Annotated in this window: 19 protein-coding genes and 1 pseudogene; 12 read left to right on the top strand and 8 right to left on the bottom strand. The window is 56.2% G+C overall.

What is annotated here, in order from left to right; genetic code table 11:
- Window positions 1–70 precede the first annotated feature (70 nt).
- Genes IPN28_02405 through guaB form a run of 3 tightly spaced genes read right to left on the bottom strand, consistent with a single transcriptional unit; the run spans window position 71 to window position 2,294 of the window.
- Window positions 71–241, bottom strand: coding sequence for a hypothetical protein (locus tag IPN28_02405; GenBank protein ID QQS57695.1), 171 nt, complete (start codon window positions 239–241; stop codon window positions 71–73).
- A complete protein-coding gene (locus IPN28_02410; GenBank protein ID QQS57696.1) occupies window positions 241–792 on the bottom strand; it encodes a sulfite exporter TauE/SafE family protein in 552 nt (183 codons plus the stop codon). Before IPN28_02410 ends, IPN28_02405 begins: the two co-directional genes overlap by 1 nt.
- A 5-nt stretch (window positions 793–797) precedes the next feature.
- Window positions 798–2,294 carry an IMP dehydrogenase gene (guaB, locus tag IPN28_02415; GenBank protein QQS57697.1) on the bottom strand — a complete coding sequence of 499 codons (1,497 nt, stop codon included), beginning with the start codon at window positions 2,292–2,294 and terminating at the stop codon, window positions 798–800.
- A gap of 197 nt (window positions 2,295–2,491) precedes the next feature.
- On the opposite strand from guaB, the gene IPN28_02420 reads away from it, so the two are divergent.
- A complete protein-coding gene (locus IPN28_02420) occupies window positions 2,492–3,412 on the top strand; it encodes an acyltransferase (GenBank protein QQS57698.1) in 921 nt (306 codons plus the stop codon).
- 12 nt (window positions 3,413–3,424) lie between these two features.
- Here IPN28_02420 and IPN28_02425 read toward each other — a convergent pair whose 3' ends face one another.
- Window positions 3,425–4,087, bottom strand: a complete 663-nt coding sequence (locus IPN28_02425; GenBank protein ID QQS57699.1) for an RlmE family RNA methyltransferase — start codon at window positions 4,085–4,087, stop codon at window positions 3,425–3,427.
- A 1-nt stretch (window position 4,088) separates the two neighbouring features.
- Complete coding sequence (locus IPN28_02430) at window positions 4,089–4,436, bottom strand: hypothetical protein (GenBank protein QQS57700.1); 348 nt, start codon at window positions 4,434–4,436, stop codon at window positions 4,089–4,091.
- 23 nt (window positions 4,437–4,459) lie between these two features.
- On the opposite strand from IPN28_02430, the gene IPN28_02435 reads away from it, so the two are divergent.
- The 9 genes from IPN28_02435 to IPN28_02475 all read left to right on the top strand — a co-directional run bounded on the left by IPN28_02435 (window position 4,460) and on the right by IPN28_02475 (window position 11,448).
- Window positions 4,460–5,836: a M48 family metalloprotease gene (locus tag IPN28_02435; GenBank protein QQS57701.1), complete on the top strand. Its 1,377-nt coding sequence runs from the start codon at window positions 4,460–4,462 to the stop codon at window positions 5,834–5,836.
- Between the two features lie 64 nt (window positions 5,837–5,900).
- Complete coding sequence (locus tag IPN28_02440; GenBank protein QQS57702.1) at window positions 5,901–6,671, top strand: thioredoxin domain-containing protein; 771 nt, start codon at window positions 5,901–5,903, stop codon at window positions 6,669–6,671.
- Between the two features lie 23 nt (window positions 6,672–6,694).
- On the top strand, window positions 6,695–7,315 hold the full coding sequence (locus IPN28_02445) for a thioredoxin domain-containing protein (protein QQS57703.1): 621 nt from the start codon (window positions 6,695–6,697) through the stop codon (window positions 7,313–7,315).
- Between the two features lie 46 nt (window positions 7,316–7,361).
- Window positions 7,362–7,799, top strand: a complete 438-nt coding sequence (aroQ, locus tag IPN28_02450; protein ID QQS57704.1) for a type II 3-dehydroquinate dehydratase — start codon at window positions 7,362–7,364, stop codon at window positions 7,797–7,799.
- Between the two features lie 79 nt (window positions 7,800–7,878).
- Complete coding sequence (gene accB, locus IPN28_02455; GenBank protein QQS57705.1) at window positions 7,879–8,337, top strand: acetyl-CoA carboxylase biotin carboxyl carrier protein; 459 nt, start codon at window positions 7,879–7,881, stop codon at window positions 8,335–8,337.
- Between the two features lie 19 nt (window positions 8,338–8,356).
- Window positions 8,357–9,706, top strand: a complete 1,350-nt coding sequence (gene accC, locus IPN28_02460; protein QQS57706.1) for an acetyl-CoA carboxylase biotin carboxylase subunit — start codon at window positions 8,357–8,359, stop codon at window positions 9,704–9,706.
- A 66-nt stretch (window positions 9,707–9,772) separates the two neighbouring features.
- Window positions 9,773–10,459, top strand: coding sequence for a leucyl/phenylalanyl-tRNA--protein transferase (locus IPN28_02465; protein QQS57707.1), 687 nt, complete (start codon window positions 9,773–9,775; stop codon window positions 10,457–10,459).
- A gap of 12 nt (window positions 10,460–10,471) precedes the next feature.
- Window positions 10,472–10,960 (top strand): hypothetical protein, encoded by a 489-nt coding sequence (locus IPN28_02470; GenBank protein QQS57708.1) that lies wholly within the window; start codon window positions 10,472–10,474, stop codon window positions 10,958–10,960.
- Window positions 10,957–11,448: a hypothetical protein gene (locus tag IPN28_02475; GenBank protein QQS57709.1), complete on the top strand. Its 492-nt coding sequence runs from the start codon at window positions 10,957–10,959 to the stop codon at window positions 11,446–11,448. Before IPN28_02470 ends, IPN28_02475 begins: the two co-directional genes overlap by 4 nt.
- A gap of 388 nt (window positions 11,449–11,836) precedes the next feature.
- Here IPN28_02475 and IPN28_02480 read toward each other — a convergent pair.
- From IPN28_02480 to IPN28_02490, 3 genes and pseudogenes are all read right to left on the bottom strand, one after another.
- Window positions 11,837–12,154, bottom strand: a pseudogene (locus IPN28_02480) (DUF2155 domain-containing protein).
- Window positions 12,155–12,221: 67 nt separating this feature from the next.
- Window positions 12,222–12,710: an outer membrane lipid asymmetry maintenance protein MlaD gene (gene mlaD, locus IPN28_02485; protein QQS58512.1), complete on the bottom strand. Its 489-nt coding sequence runs from the start codon at window positions 12,708–12,710 to the stop codon at window positions 12,222–12,224.
- Window positions 12,711–12,800: 90 nt separating this feature from the next.
- Entirely contained in the window at window positions 12,801–13,196 is a 396-nt protein-coding gene (locus IPN28_02490; protein ID QQS57710.1) for an NADH:ubiquinone oxidoreductase subunit NDUFA12, read from the bottom strand.
- A 78-nt stretch (window positions 13,197–13,274) separates the two neighbouring features.
- Between IPN28_02490 and IPN28_02495 the strand changes: the two genes are divergently transcribed.
- Window positions 13,275–13,736: a RidA family protein gene (locus IPN28_02495; protein ID QQS57711.1), complete on the top strand. Its 462-nt coding sequence runs from the start codon at window positions 13,275–13,277 to the stop codon at window positions 13,734–13,736.
- A 63-nt stretch (window positions 13,737–13,799) separates the two neighbouring features.
- A complete protein-coding gene (locus IPN28_02500; GenBank protein ID QQS57712.1) occupies window positions 13,800–14,651 on the top strand; it encodes a hypothetical protein in 852 nt (283 codons plus the stop codon).
- Window positions 14,652–14,659 lie beyond the last annotated feature (8 nt).

The raw sequence follows: 14,659 nt of genomic DNA on the forward strand, positions 1-14,659 counted from the left end.
GTTTCACTTCATGACAATCTATAAAAGCCTTGCGGAAAAGACAACGCCAATAATAGCAAGGAGTTGATGTCTAAAGCAGAGCCTTCACTGTCAACGAAACCGCCGTAAACGCCAGCAACGCCTCAATGACCGCAAAAAACCGCTTCTGCGGGATGCGCGAATGCAGCCTCTGCCCCAGCGCCAGAGCCGCTAGAAAGAAAGGGTAAGCCACAAGCGCGGTGGTAAAAATCCCCCAATCCATCACATCCCCGTCCCGAACGTCCCGGCCAGCCGCGGAATATTGGAGAGAAACAGGATCGCCGTGATATTCGCCCGGAACGCCGCCGCGCTCCCGCCCTTACCCTTGAGGTAAAGAATGAACGCCGGCCCGCCGCCGCCGATCATCGCGTTCATCGTCCCGCCCAGAAATCCGGCCAGATGCGCCCCTCCCGCCTGAATCACCCGCCCCAGCGGATCAAACCGCGTATGCGTCCGTGCCAGATGCAGCAAAATATACCCCGCCAGCGCCAGCCGGATAAGGTCTTCATCCAGATATTTCAGCAGCAGGATGCCGAGCGCGACCCCGATGACCGTCATGGGCAGCAGGGCGCGGATATGCGCCCACGCCGTCTCCTTATAGGTGCGGAAGATCAGAAACCCCATAGAAAACTGAAAAAGACTGGCCAGCGTCACGGCATCCTGCACCGGCATATAAAGGCTCAGGATCGGAATGGAGATCAGCCCGCCCCCGAACCCGAACAAACTCTGCGCGAAAAACGCAAAGGTCAGGATGAAAACCGTGAGGAGAGTCAAACCCGTCAATTCTCCGTCCGGTAATTCGGCGCCTCGCGGGTGATCGTCACGTCATGCACGTGCGACTCGCGGTACCCCGCCGAGGTCATCCGCATGAACTCCGTCTTCTCCTTCATATCCGCAATCGTCGCCGATCCCGTATACCCCATGGCCGCCCGCAAGCCCCCCACCATCTGGTGAATGACGTTCCCGATCGGCCCCTTATAGGGGACGCGCCCCTCGATGCCTTCCGGCACCAGCTTCTGCGACTGGTTGATCCCCGCCTGAAAGTAACGGTCCGCCGAGCCTTTGACCATCGCCCCGACCGACCCCATCCCGCGGTAGGATTTATACGACCGCCCCTGATAAAGGATCACTTCCCCCGGCGCCTCGTCGGTTCCGGCGAACACCCCGCCCATCATCGCGGCATCGGCGCCTGCAGCAACAGCCTTGGCAAAATCGCCCGAATATTTCATCCCGCCGTCCGCGACGACCGGAATACCCTTTTTGCTGCACACGGCCGCCACATCCATAATGGCTGTAAGCTGCGGCACACCGACCCCGGCCACCACCCGCGTGGTGCAGATCGACCCCGGCCCGATCCCGACCTTGATCGCATCCGCCCCGGCCTTGATCAGCGCCAGCGCCGCCTCGCCCGTTGCCACGTTCCCGGCCATGATCTGCAGGTTTTTGTGCTTCTTGCGGATCGCGGCCACCGTCTCGATCACCTTTTTCGAATGTCCGTGCGCCGTATCGACCACGACAAGGTCCAGACCAGCCTCCGCCAGCGCCAGCGCCCGGTCGGCCCCGTTGCCCTCGCTTGTCCCGACAGCGGCGCCCACGCGCAGCCGCCCGAGCTCGTCCTTCGTCGCAACGGGAAACAGGTTGGATTTCTCGATATCCTTGACGGTCATAAGCCCGATGCACCGATTCGCCTTATCGACGATCAGCAGCTTTTCGATCCGATGCTGGTGCAGCAATTTTTTTGCCTTCTCCTTGCTCACCGACCCCGTGACCTTCACCAGATTTTCGTGCGTCATGAGTTCGCGCACCTTCTGCTTCGGGTTCTCGGCAAAGCGCACGTCGCGGTGCGTCAGGATGCCGACCAAAGTCCCGTCCTTTTCCGTCACCGGAATCCCCGAAATCCGGCTCATATGCATAAGCTCAAGCGCCTCGGCCAGCGTCGCCTCGGGCCGGATGGTAATCGGGTCCACCACCATGCCGGATTCAAACCGTTTGACCCGCCGCACCATCTCGACTTGCTGCGCCGTATCCATATTGCGGTGAAGAATGCCCAGTCCCCCGTTCTGAGCCATGGCAATCGCCATCTCCGCCTCGGTGACCGTATCCATCGCCGCCGAAAGAAGGGGAACTTTAAGCTGGATATTTCGGGTCAGGAACGTAGATGTATCCACCTCCATCGGCTGAACGTCGGACTCGCCGGGAACCAGCAAGACGTCGTCAAACGTCAAGCCTTCGCGGATATCCTGGGTGTTTTTTGGGGAATGTCTGATCTTGGCCATGCAAATCTCCACTCAAATCTTCGGGTCGCGCTGCGCGGAATTTGCAGGTGAGTTATACGGGTTTTTCGTGCAAAGTAAAGAAATTACTACTCTCAGCAGCCTAAAATGTGAGCGCCGGGATAAATATCTCCTTTTTTCGATTGAGCTATGCTAAAAAATAACAAAATCTGATTATTTCTCAACCTTTAGGACTTCTTGTGAGAAACGGCTGGCTGGACTATCTTAAAGTTGTTCTGGCAGTAATGGTGATAGGACTACATTCACTGGTATTCTTGGAGTCTTTTCCCGCTCTTTCATCATTTCTATGCAATGGGGTGTTCCGTGCAGCCGTACCGTTGTTCTTTGTCATCAGTGGTTATTTTCTGCCTCGTGAGACTGACAGCAGGAAGCTCTACAACTGGCTCAAGAGGATACTCGTGCTTTATGCCGTATGGACGCTTGTTTATCTTCCCGTATTCATATGGCAGATACCTCTCACGGCAGTCGGGGTTTTCCGCTTATTAAAAGTCATTCTCTTCGGTTACGGTCACTTATGGTATCTGCCGGCTCTGGCAGTGGCTGCTTTTATTACCATAAAAACAAAAAAACTCGGGTCGCGCTTCAATCTTTTACTGGCATTAGGCTTATATTGCACCGGCTGTACGCTTCTCTTCTACCTATTGTCATCCTCTCCCGGAATACCGCCATTTTACTACTATCGCAATGCGGTTTTGTTTGGCCTGCCTTTCGTTCTCGCTGGTTACTATTACAACGATCTGGAGCATTTTTTCGAAAAAAGCCGCCCTGTGGTTTTGCTTCTGGCATTCGCTTTATTTCTTGTAGAAATTTCAATCGTCAAATATTTTGCTCTAGGTCGCTCTGTCGATATGTACTTCTCGCTGATAATTCTGTGTCCCGCCGTTTTCGGCTGGGTGAAATCGCACAGACCTTTTGAAAGCAGTCTGCCTCTTGGAAAATTGTCCTTGGCATTATACTTGGTCCATCCCTTTTTTGTAATTTATGGTAAATACTGGGGAGTCCCGGAGGGCAGCGCTCTCTTCTTTTTTTCACTGATATCAAGTACGTTCGCTGCCATAGCTCTCGTACTTTTCTCCAGACGCTTCCGTTTCATCCTTTAAGAGAACGGCTTTTCAACCCTTAAACCCCGTTGCCACGATATATTGCTCCGAGGAATCCTTCCGGCTCGCCGGCGGCTTGATATGCTTGACCTTGGTAAACCTCTTTTTCATATCCTTAAGAATCTCACCTTCTGCCCCGCCTTGGAACACTTTCGCCACAAACGCTCCGCCGGGCTTGAGAACCTCGGTGGCGAACAGATACGCCGCCTCCACCGCCGCCATGATCCGCAGATGATCCGTCTGCTTGTGCCCGATGGTGTTCGGCGCCATATCGCTCAGAACCACATCGGCCAGCCCGCTGTCATTCAGCTTGAAGATCTCTGCCCTCAGCAGGTCCGGCGCGTCGTCCTCCATGAAATCCTTCTGGAAAAACACCACCCCCGGCAACGCGTCAATCTCCAGCAGGTCAATCGCCACCACCTTGCACTTCTTCTCCAGCGCCACCTGGCACCACCCCCCCGGCGCGGCGCCAAGGTCCACCACAACCATTCCGGCCTTCAGCAATCCCGCTTTTTCATCAATTTCCTTAAGCTTGAACGCCGCCCGCCCGCGGTAGCCCATCTTCTGCGCCTCGGTCACATAAGGGTCGTTCAGCTGCCGTTGAAGCCATCGCGTTGAGGAGCTTTTGCGTTTTTTCGCTGTTTTAACGCGGGTTTTGGGTTTATTACGCGACATCCTATAAAGCCATCACAAGAGTGGAGGTCACAAACGCCATAAAGAAAACCGCGAGGCACGCCGCCATGAACACCACGCCCTTCGTGCCGGGCGAAAAATGCGCCATCAGCAGGAAAAGGATATAAAAAACGCTATACGTAATCTGCGCCCGCGTATGGACATCAGACGCAAGAAACCCCATAATCCCGTTTTCTCGGTGGATGCCTTGAAAGATTTCGGATTGCAGCCGCAGCATCATAAAACAGGCGACACCGAACCCCAGCGTCCACCAGCGGTGCGGTTTATGCACCAGCATGAAAAGGATCGGCAGCCAGATGACGTCTAACCAATATCGGATGAACTCGTCCATAAAGTGCAGTGTAGGATAAGCCCTTGTTCAAAAACAGCATAAAAATAACCGCCTTCGGGGTTTTTTTCGCCCTGCTTTTTCTGCTTCAGGCCTCCCAAGCCCACGCCCAGCCGAAATCGACCACGGTCATCCGCGACACCGAGATCGAGAACATCATTAAAAAATGGTCTGCACCGCTCTTGCGGGCTGCGGACCTCAACCCTGACAGCGTCAGGATCGTCCTGATCCAGAGTCCGGACGTCAACGCCTTCGTCGCGGGCGGATCGAACATCTTCATCTACACCGGCCTGATCGAACTCACGCAAACTCCCGGAGAGTTGATCGGCGTACTGGCTCACGAAATAGGCCATATCTCGGGCGGTCACCTGATTAAGACCCGCGATGCGCTCGAACGCGCCTCTTACGAAAGCATGATCGGTACTCTGCTCGGCATCGGCGCGGCGATTGCCACCGGCGAGTCCGGAGCGGTTCCGGCACTCTCCCTGGGATCGAACTCGATGGCGATGCGCCGCTTTCTCGCGCACAGCCGGGTACAGGAATCCAGCGCGGATCAGGCCGCCCTGACCTTTCTCGAAAAGGCGGACATAGATCCGGCAGGGCTGGCAGGTTTTCTCGACAAGCTGAAATCCGAATCCCTGATGCCCGCCGACCAGCAGAGCGAATACATCCAGACCCACCCGATCCTCGAGAACCGTATGGAGGCGCTCCAAACCCGCATCAACGCCTCGCCCCATAAGGGAAAGGGTTACCCCGAAGCCTGGAAAAGCGAACACGCGCTGATGAAGGCTAAGCTGATGGCCTTCATCAATCCGGGCCAGATCCCGTGGGCTTACGACGACCGCGACAATTCCGAGGCCGCAGCGTACGCTCGGGCAATCGCCGCCTACCGCAACAACGAGGTTGAAGACTCCCTGAAAAAAATCGGCGCCTTGATCGACCGCGCCCCGGAGAACCCGTATTTCTTGGAGTTAAAGGGCCAGATGCTCCTCGAATACGGCCGACCGGAGGAGGCGCTCTCCGCCTACCGCAAGGCTCTGACGATCATACCGGACGCCCCCCTGATCCGCGCCGCGCTGGGCCACGCCCTGATCGAGAGCAAACCTTCCGGTCCTCAGCAGGAAAAACAGTTTCTCGGTGAGGCGATCAAGGAACTGGAGCGGGTACTCAACGACGAGCCGCGCTACGCACTGGCCCACCGCTTGCTCGCCACGGCCTACGGTAAAAACGGTCAGACCGATATGGCCAAGATTCACCTCGCCGAGGAAGCCCTCCTCCAGCAGAACTTCGACTACGCCCGCCAGCAGGCGGAAGGCGTGGTCAACTCCGCGCCGAAGGACAGCAGGGAGTGGCGTAAGGCAAAAGATGTGTTATCTTACCTCGACACGCATGAAAAGGGGTGACTTTTACGCCCCGAGCGACGAATATGCTTTGATGATGACCTGTGAGTTTCGAAAGGAGAAACCCTTGATCCGCGCCCCTAAAACCTTGAAAAATACGATGTTATTGATGTCTGTGGCCGTTCTGACCATCTCCACGCCACTCTCCGCGCGTGCCGAAGGAGCCTTCACCCCCGAGCAGAAAAAGGAATTGGAGGGTCTCTTCAAGGACTACATCATGAACAACCCGCAGGCCATCATGGACTCCGTTCAAGTCTATCAGATGAAAGAGCAGGAACGGGCGCAGAAAAGCGCTGAGGAAAAACTCTCAGAATACAAGGATAAGCTGACCCAAAGCGACCTCCCTTTCACCGGAAACCCTGAGGGCGATGTGACGGTCGTGGAATTTTTCGATTTCAACTGCGGATACTGTAAGAAAGCATTCGAGGACGTGACGAAAGTCCTTGAGGAGGACAAAAACCTTAAGGTCGTGTTTATTGATATGCCGATCCTCAGTGACAAGTCCCAGGTGATGGCAAAAATGGCCATGGCTGCGTATAAACAGGGCAAGTATTTCGAAGCCCACAAGGCCTTGATGAACTTCCGCGGCACTCAAACCGAGGAGAATTATCTCAACGCCTTGAAGGAAGCAGGCTTGGACGTAGAAAAAATCAAGACCGACATGGCCAGCCCGGATATCGACATGGCGATCCAGAAACATCTTAAAATCGCCAACGAGTTGAACATCCGCGGTACGCCGGGCTTCGTTATCGGGGATCAACTCCACCCCGGCTATATCGGCTTGGATGGTCTGAAAATGGCAATTCAGGATGCCCGCTCCGGCCAGAAGAAACAATAGATCTGGAGAGGAGAGGGGCCGGAATGTTTTTCAGAGGCCTCAGTATCGCGCTTCTGCTGCTCGCGGTTTATGTTGGCATAAGTTTTTTCCAGCTTAGGTCTGAGCTTTTTAAAGTCTACGACGCTCCGCCGGAAGCCGTTATTGGAGCACAAGACGCTGACCTCACGATTGTGGAGTTTGTGCTCTACAGTTGTGAGGCTTGTCGATCTATATTCGGTCCCTTCCAGGCCGCGATGAAGAAAGATGGCAATATCCGCTACATCCCGCGCCCTGTGGCCTACGAAGACGAAAATCCCGGACAGTCCGAGCGCGTCTATCTGACCTATGCCGCCGCCAAGCAGGGGAAATTCGAGCAAACCTTCAACTACCTGATAACCAATGACGTCACGCTGGATCAGCGCGGGTACGAGGACTTGGCGGGAGAATTAGGTCTCGACCTTGTGCGCCTGAAAACCGATATGGAATCCGAAGATGTCAAAAAGTCTCTGGCGGAAAATGAAAAATTTTTCGAAGAATGGAGGCTCCAATCAGCTCCAGCCTTTTTGATGGGCGAAAAGGCCATTTTCCGCATCAGATCGACAGACGAAATCCCGACCGAGGAGGAATTTATCGGGATGTTTGAAAAGGCCCGCAGTTTTTTCTAGACTGGGTCGGAAAGTAACGTAACGAAAAAAATATAAAGTCTCTCACATGAAAAAAATCATCATCCTCAACGGCCCGAACCTTAATCTTCTCGGCATCCGCGAACCCGAAATCTACGGCACGACAACCCTCCGCGATCTGGAGGATATCTGCCACCAGAAGGCCTACAGCCTGGACATGAAAATCGACTTCCGCCAGACCAATCACGAAGGCGAGCTGATCGAATGGGTGCAGGAGGCGCGGGGCATTTTCGAAGGCATGATCCTTAACGCCGCGGGCTACACGCATACCTCGGTCGCTCTGCACGACGCCCTCAAGATTGTCGATATGCCGATCATCGAGGTGCATCTGACCAACCCGAAGCAGCGCGAACCCTTCCGCCATTTCTCCTTTGTGGAGTTGGCCGCGTCCCATTCCATCGTCGGCAAGGGGCCGGACGGCTACACCGAAGCCATTGATAAACTGTCGGAAATATTGGGAAAATAGGGTGCCAGACTTCCTCCTTCCCCTTTCGGGCGGAAGTCGCTAATATGCGCCCGTAAAAAAGAATTAACGGAATACCGGAATGAAAATTGACGCGAAAGCCATTAAGGAACTGGCGGAGATCCTTGAGGAAACCGGCCTGACGGAAATCGAAGTCGCGGACGGGGACAAGATCATCCGCGTCGTGAAGGGATCGAGCTTTGTGGGCGCCCCCGCGGCGGCGGCCCTTCCCGCCTATATGCCCTCCGATCCGGCGGTGCCGCAGATCGCCAATATGGAATCCCCCGGCACCGTGGCCACCGCCCACCCCGGCGCAGTCAAATCGCCGATGGTCGGAACCGTCTACCTGCAATCCGAACCCGGCACGCCGAAATTCGTCGACAAGGGCACCAACGTCAAACCCGGCGACACGCTCCTGATCATAGAGGCCATGAAGGTCATGAACCCGATCAAGGCCGACCGCGCCGGCACGGTCACGCAGGTGCTGGTCGAAAACGGCCAGCCCGTGGAATTCGGCGACGTCCTGCTGGTCATCGAATAAGGCGCAGGCACAAACCGTCATGTTCAAGAAAGTCCTGATCGCCAACCGTGGAGAAATCGCCCTGCGGATCGTTCGCGCCTGCCGCGAGATGGGCATCCGCACCGTTGCCGTCCATTCCACGGCGGACGCCAGTTCCATGGCCGTGCGCCTTGCCGATGAGTCCGTCTGCATCGGCCCGCCCAAGGCCAAGGACAGCTACCTGAACATTCCCTCCATCCTGACCGCTGCGGCATTGACCGGATCGGACGCGATCCACCCCGGCTATGGCTTCATGTCCGAAAACGCCGACTTCGCCTCGAAGGTCGAGGAGCATGGGTTTACCTTCATCGGCCCCTCGCCGGAGATCATTGAGAAAATGGGTGACAAGGTCCGCGCCAAACAGACCGTGCAGGAACTCGGCCTCCCCGTTGTCCCCGGCTCGGACGGCAGCGTGGAGAGCGCAGCAGAAGGCCTGGGAATCGCCAAGGGCATGGGCTTTCCTGTCCTCATTAAGGCTGCCAGTGGCGGCGGCGGCAAGGGAATGCAGATCGTCCGCCATCCTGACTACTTCAAGGAGGCCTTCGAAACCGCAAGGTCTGAGGCCGCCGCGAATTTCGGCGACGACACCGTCTACATCGAAAAATTCCTCGAAACCCCGCGCCACATCGAAATCCAGATTTTCGGCGACCAGCACGGCAACGCCATACACTTGGGCGAACGCGATTGCTCCATCCAGCGCCGCCACCAGAAACTGGTGGAGGAGGGGCCGTCTCCGGTCCTGACGCCCGAGCAGCGCGAGGAAATCGGGACTCTGGCCGCCGACACGGTCCGCCGCCTCGGTTATGTCGGCGCAGGCACCATCGAATTCCTCTACGAAAACGGCAAGTTTTATTTCATGGAGATGAATACGCGCATTCAGGTCGAACACCCCGTGACCGAAATGCTCACCGGCGTTGACCTCGTCGCCGAGCAGATCAGGGTCGCCGCCGGCCTGCCCCTCTCGATCCAGAAACAGAACATCCGCTTCCGCGGCCACTGCATCGAAATCCGCATCAACGCCGAAGACCCGAACGATTTCACGCCCTCACCGGGCCGCATCGACACCTTCCACGCCCCCGGCGGTCTGGGCGTAAGGTTCGACAGCGCAATATATGGCGGCTACACCATCCCGCCCTATTACGACTCCATGATCGGCAAGCTCATCGTCCATGGCCGCACGCGGGAGGAATGTATCAGCAGGCTGCAACGCGCCATCCGCGAAACCGTGATTACGGGCATCAAGACGACGCTGCCCCTCCATCAATGGATTCTCGAACAGCCCGAATTCCTCAAGGGCGAATACACCATCCACTGGCTCGAAAAGAAGCTCAAGGAAAAATCCGCCGCGTAAAAGGCCTGAAACCATCAGAATCTGCGGATTTTTTACAAATTCCTGTAAATTCGTCATAATAGGGCCATGCAGCTGGTCCTCACCACCGAACTCTTGCTCGAAGCCTATAAACAGGGTCTCTTCCCGATGGCCCAGAGCGCCCACAGCAAATACATCCACTGGGTCTGCCCCGAACTGCGCGGCCAGCTCCCGATCGCCGACCTGAAAATCTCCCGCAGCCTCCAGAAAATCGTTAAACGCCAGACGATGCGCTCCGTCTTTTACACGATCCGCATCAACACGGCGTTTGAACAGGTCATCGACGGCTGCGCCCGCAAAATGCCCGACAGGCCGGAGACCTGGATCAACGGCCAGATCAGGGAGGCGTGTGTAAGGATGCACAGGGAGGGCCACGTCCACAGCGTCGAATGCTGGCAGGGCGACGAACTCGTCGGCGGCCTCTACGGCCTCGCGATTGGCGCAGCGTTCTTCGGCGAAAGTATGTTCTCCATCCAGCCGAACGCGAGTAAGGTGGCATTGGTCCATCTCTGCGCCCGCCTCTGGCGCGGCGGCTTCACTCTTCTCGATACGCAATTCGTGAACAACCACCTGCAGCAATTCGGCGTCTATGAAATGCGCTACGAGGACTATATTAAGGTGCTGCGCGAAGCCGCCAAAACCCCCGCCGACTTCCTCCTCCCCGGCACCAGCGAGGCCGAACTCATCGCCCGCTATTTTAAGATGCGGGAGGACGAAAAGATTTACGGGGAATAACAAACAATGTTTATGTTAAGCTCTACACGGAAAAAACCCAAAGGCCTGCCCGCCTATCGGGAGTATTTGTGGCAAAACAAAGATAAATTCCCGCCAGACCTCTTTGAATGGATCATCTGTGGATTATATTACGATTTTGATAGCCACCTCTGGCCTCACGACGCATGGCTGGAATCCTTTACGTTTAAGGAACACGCCTCCGGCGAAAGGGATGAAATCAGAAAACTCGGCCTCGAGATCAAGCTCCTCTGCGCCTGCCATGATCACAATATAACCCTTACTTACAGCAACATCCGATCCTATAAGCTATCTGGAATCGATATGCATAGTGGTTTCATGCTTAATTGCCACTGTGACTGGATTATGGACGAATACAGAATATCTAAAAACGGCTTTTTGATTCACGAAATCGAATGGGCAGGCTTAAAACCCACCGCCCGCTGGTTGATTGAGTGCGAAGACATAACTTTGAATATCGAAAAAAAACTTGAGAAAAAATGAAAATTGAAGATTTAGTCCAGGAGATACACCGCTGCTTCGGAAATGCCGACTACCCCGGCGATGACCGGATCACCGATCGCGATAAATTCGATGATGAGGCAAAAGATATAAAAGAAGCTTTTCAAGGTGTACGCTGGCAGGAAATCACACTCACATGGTTGCAGGATACTTTTAGGGGCGACAAGGGTGCTGTACTCGTATTGATGTCGGAGGCGGGCGCATTATATTACATTCCTGCCTTTATGATGATATGTATCAAAGATCTTGAAGAGTCTGACACCGCTTACGATAGTTTGATAAAATACCTGACTTTGACTTCATACAACGAAGCCGAATTTCTCTCTGCTTTCAAAAATATTGAGAAGGAAAAAGGTGCGTGTATCGCGCACTTCCTGCTTAAAATGAAAGAAATGACTTCGGGAAGTATTGCTTCTGATGACGCCCGATGCGCCTACGAAAGCTACTGGAAAAAGTATATCACCGAGTAGACAATATTTTCTAATCCGGAAACCCCTGCGTCTCGTCGTCGATAATCTCAACCTCCACCGGCGTCGGCTCCGGCACACGGTTGACCTCCTCTTCCGGTGCAACCTCCGCCTCCGGCGCCTCTTCAACATCCGGCGCAACCGGAACCTTCAACTCCTGCATCCCGTCTTCCGCCCCGTCGCCCTCGACCGCAGGCGCCTCGGGAACCTTCAATTCCTCCGTCGCCGCCTCAGGCGCAACCGCATCCTCCGGCTTCTCCCCGCTTGTCCCCGTCGTCGTCAACCCCTGCAGCAGACTGTCAAACGTCTTCGGCTCTGGCGGCTGCGGGGCGTCCGTCGCCACCCCGTCCCCGCTGGCGGTCGCGCTCGGGGTCGGGGCACCCTCGGCCCCCATGCAATCCAAAACCCACACATCATAAATAGCGTGGTCCATGGGCGAGAGAGCGGGGGAGGACGAAAACATCCACCCGCTGAACACCCACTCTGACTCCCCATCGTCCTTTTTGCGCCCCTTCTCCGGCGTATCTTCCCAGATTTGCAGGAACGCCGCGGCTTCGGGCAGATCGACGGGCGAGGATTTCTGGCACGATTGCACCTTGATGAACAGCGACCCGAATTTCAGGGTGCTGCCCACATCCGCCTCGAACGTCATGGTCCGCGCCGTGGTTTTCTCAAGCGTCCGCAGCTTGATGCGCGGCTGCTCGCTCATCTCCCGCGCATGAGAAATGCCCGCGAAGACCAGAGCGGCGCAAACGGCGATAAAGGTCAGGCCGTTTTTAATCCGGCACAGCCTCTTCGGAATTATCGGAGGAGGATTTCTTTTCATCTTGCAGGCTGAATATGAATTTACCCAAAAGCTGTTCAAGGTTCTGCGGCGCTTGCGTGTATTGAATGCGCCCGCCCGGTTCGATCATGGCCTCGTCCGCCCCCGGCTCCAAAGATAGATAAAGCCCGCCCAGCAAACTCTCGCTGCTGATCAGCGCGGCGGTGTCGGAGGGGAGCTTATACGCCGGGTCGATATCCAGATGCACCCGCGCCAGATAGGTATCTTGCAGCAATTCCACGTCGCGCACGGTCCCCACCTTCACCCCGCTGATCTGCACCTTGTCGCCGGATTTCAGCCCGCCGACGCTGGAAAAATCGGCCGTGACTTCATAGCCGCCCGTGCCGCCGACATCCGCCTTCTTATAGCCGTAGGAAAGGAACATCCCCGCTGCGGCGATGACCACGCCACCCAGAACCGTTTCGACCACACTGCGCTTCATCTTGACCTCGTAAACAGACAGAAGAATAAGAACGGATGATTGAGGGTTAAACAAAAACGCAGCAAATCTCAAGCCCCCTCAGTCGGCTCATCAATCGGGGGGAGTCCAGGCTTCATAGTCCCCGGTAGCTTTATCCCGCCGTCCGCCCTGCAGAATATGCCCCGGCGGGCGATAAGCGCCCGTCGTCCCCGTCATATTCGGCTGATGCGGCTGCTGCCACGTCCGGCGGAAAGAGGGCGCATCGTCGCGGGGCAGGGCATCCGTCTGGTGATGCAGCCACCCGTGCCACTCCGGCGGCACCTTGGACGCTTCAGCCTCCCCCTGATAAACCACCCAGCGGCGCGTATATTTATAACCCTTGCGCGGCTTGGCCTCGTAATAACGGTTGCCGTAAGGGTCCGTGCCGACCTTCTTGCCGCTGGAAAACAGCGTGATCAGCATCGTATAGGCCGGGGACTGCGCGCCGAAAAAACTGAGAAAACCCATAATCCGAAAATCCTTAAAAGGCTTGCTAAGCCGTGGCGATTATGGCAGAGGAAGAGTCAAACGAAAAGGACAAAAAATATGGATATCAAGGCCAAACTCAAGGAACTCGGACATGACCTGCCGGAGGCGGCATCACCGGCGGCGAACTACGTGCCCTTCGTGATGTCCGGCAAATCTCTGCACATCGCGGGGCAGATTCCCTTCCTGAACGGCCAGCCGATGCACAAGGGCAGACTCGGTGAAACCCTCTCCAAAGACGAAGGCGTAAAGGCCGCCGAGGCCTGCGCCCTCAATATTCTGGCACAGGTCAATAAGGCCGTGGGCGGCGACTGGTCGAAAATTGCCCGCTGCGTCCGCCTGGGCGTCTTCGTCAACTGCACGGGCGATTTCATCGACCAGCCGGAGGTCGCCAACGGCGCCTCCAACCTCATCGCCGCCGTAATGGGCGAGGCGGGCAAACACGCAAGAGCGGCTGTCGGCGTTCCCTCCCTCCCCCGCGGCGTAGCCGTAGAAGTGGACGCCCTGTTCGAACTCAAATAAGTTGGTCGCATCTCCATCTTTATGTATAATTCCCGCAGGGCATAAACACTAGGCGGGAATCCGATGGCCAAACCCATCTTTATGTACCATCTGACCTCGGCGGGGCAGGGCGATGAAACCCTGCGCTCCCTCTTCGAGCACCACGCGCAGACCATCGGCCCCGAATGGATCCCCGAGGCCGGGCAGCGCAACGGCTTCTTCGTCTCCAGCAGCCTGACCCGCACCCGCAATATCGGCCAGATCCCGCCCGATAAAGATATGCTCAAGGAAATGAAGCGCCCGAAAGTAGGGCGGGAAATCATCGCCACCGTCGAATGCGATTTCTCCGAGGGGTGGGACATCGATTACGAGGACAGCCCCGAACTCGCCAAAATAGCCTTCTTCAACTTCGCTGAGCAACTCGAACAGGTGCCGCCCGGCCGCATCGTGCTGTTCGACGGTACGGCAATACAGGCCATCCGCGCCGTGAATGACGCCACCCGCGACGGTCTGGAACTGGACGTCGTCACCCCCGGCCAGCCGGGGCAGGAGACGCTCTTCATGCCGTGGGATTCCCCGATGGACACTCCGCATTTGAAAAACCTCAGAACCCTGTCCCCGCAACGCCTGAACGCGTATATACAGGAACTGAAAAACCAGCCGCGCTTTTCCGAAAATGCATTGCTGCAGGGTCTGCGCGACTACCTTGTCGAAACAAAAGGGGCCGAATACCGCACCCACGAGGAAAAAATCATCCGTGACACCATTGCGAGCCTCGAACGCCGCGCCGAACGCGACAATCCGATTCAGCCGCAAGCGGTCAGCCTGAAATACAGCGGCGCGCAGCCCCTCAAAATCATCAGCATGGAAATGCTCGGCCCCCGCAACCGCTGGGAGCCCGTCGAGCCGCCGCCCAATCCGCCCGAACAGACTTAGGATTCAGA

This window comes from Alphaproteobacteria bacterium, assembly GCA_016699735.1.
Classification (GTDB): domain Bacteria; phylum Pseudomonadota; class Alphaproteobacteria; order Micavibrionales; family Micavibrionaceae; genus JAGNKE01.

What these genes read in the sequence shown, in the direction of transcription:
- IPN28_02405 (QQS57695.1), bottom strand. Translation starts at nt 241, where the DNA reads ATGGATTGGGGGATTTTTACCACCGCGCTTGTGGCTTACCCTTTCTTT.
- guaB (QQS57697.1), bottom strand. Translation starts at nt 2,294, where the DNA reads ATGGCCAAGATCAGACATTCCCCAAAAAACACCCAGGATATCCGCGAA.
- IPN28_02425 (QQS57699.1), bottom strand. Translation starts at nt 4,087, where the DNA reads ATGTCGCGTAATAAACCCAAAACCCGCGTTAAAACAGCGAAAAAACGC.
- IPN28_02430 (QQS57700.1), bottom strand. Translation starts at nt 4,436, where the DNA reads ATGGACGAGTTCATCCGATATTGGTTAGACGTCATCTGGCTGCCGATC.
- IPN28_02445 (QQS57703.1), top strand. Translation starts at nt 6,695, where the DNA reads ATGTTTTTCAGAGGCCTCAGTATCGCGCTTCTGCTGCTCGCGGTTTAT.
- aroQ (QQS57704.1), top strand. Translation starts at nt 7,362, where the DNA reads ATGAAAAAAATCATCATCCTCAACGGCCCGAACCTTAATCTTCTCGGC.
- accB (QQS57705.1), top strand. Translation starts at nt 7,879, where the DNA reads ATGAAAATTGACGCGAAAGCCATTAAGGAACTGGCGGAGATCCTTGAG.
- accC (QQS57706.1), top strand. Translation starts at nt 8,357, where the DNA reads ATGTTCAAGAAAGTCCTGATCGCCAACCGTGGAGAAATCGCCCTGCGG.
- IPN28_02465 (QQS57707.1), top strand. Translation starts at nt 9,773, where the DNA reads ATGCAGCTGGTCCTCACCACCGAACTCTTGCTCGAAGCCTATAAACAG.
- IPN28_02470 (QQS57708.1), top strand. Translation starts at nt 10,472, where the DNA reads ATGTTAAGCTCTACACGGAAAAAACCCAAAGGCCTGCCCGCCTATCGG.
- IPN28_02475 (QQS57709.1), top strand. Translation starts at nt 10,957, where the DNA reads ATGAAAATTGAAGATTTAGTCCAGGAGATACACCGCTGCTTCGGAAAT.
- mlaD (QQS58512.1), bottom strand. Translation starts at nt 12,710, where the DNA reads ATGAAGCGCAGTGTGGTCGAAACGGTTCTGGGTGGCGTGGTCATCGCC.
- IPN28_02490 (QQS57710.1), bottom strand. Translation starts at nt 13,196, where the DNA reads ATGGGTTTTCTCAGTTTTTTCGGCGCGCAGTCCCCGGCCTATACGATG.
- IPN28_02495 (QQS57711.1), top strand. Translation starts at nt 13,275, where the DNA reads ATGGATATCAAGGCCAAACTCAAGGAACTCGGACATGACCTGCCGGAG.
- IPN28_02500 (QQS57712.1), top strand. Translation starts at nt 13,800, where the DNA reads ATGGCCAAACCCATCTTTATGTACCATCTGACCTCGGCGGGGCAGGGC.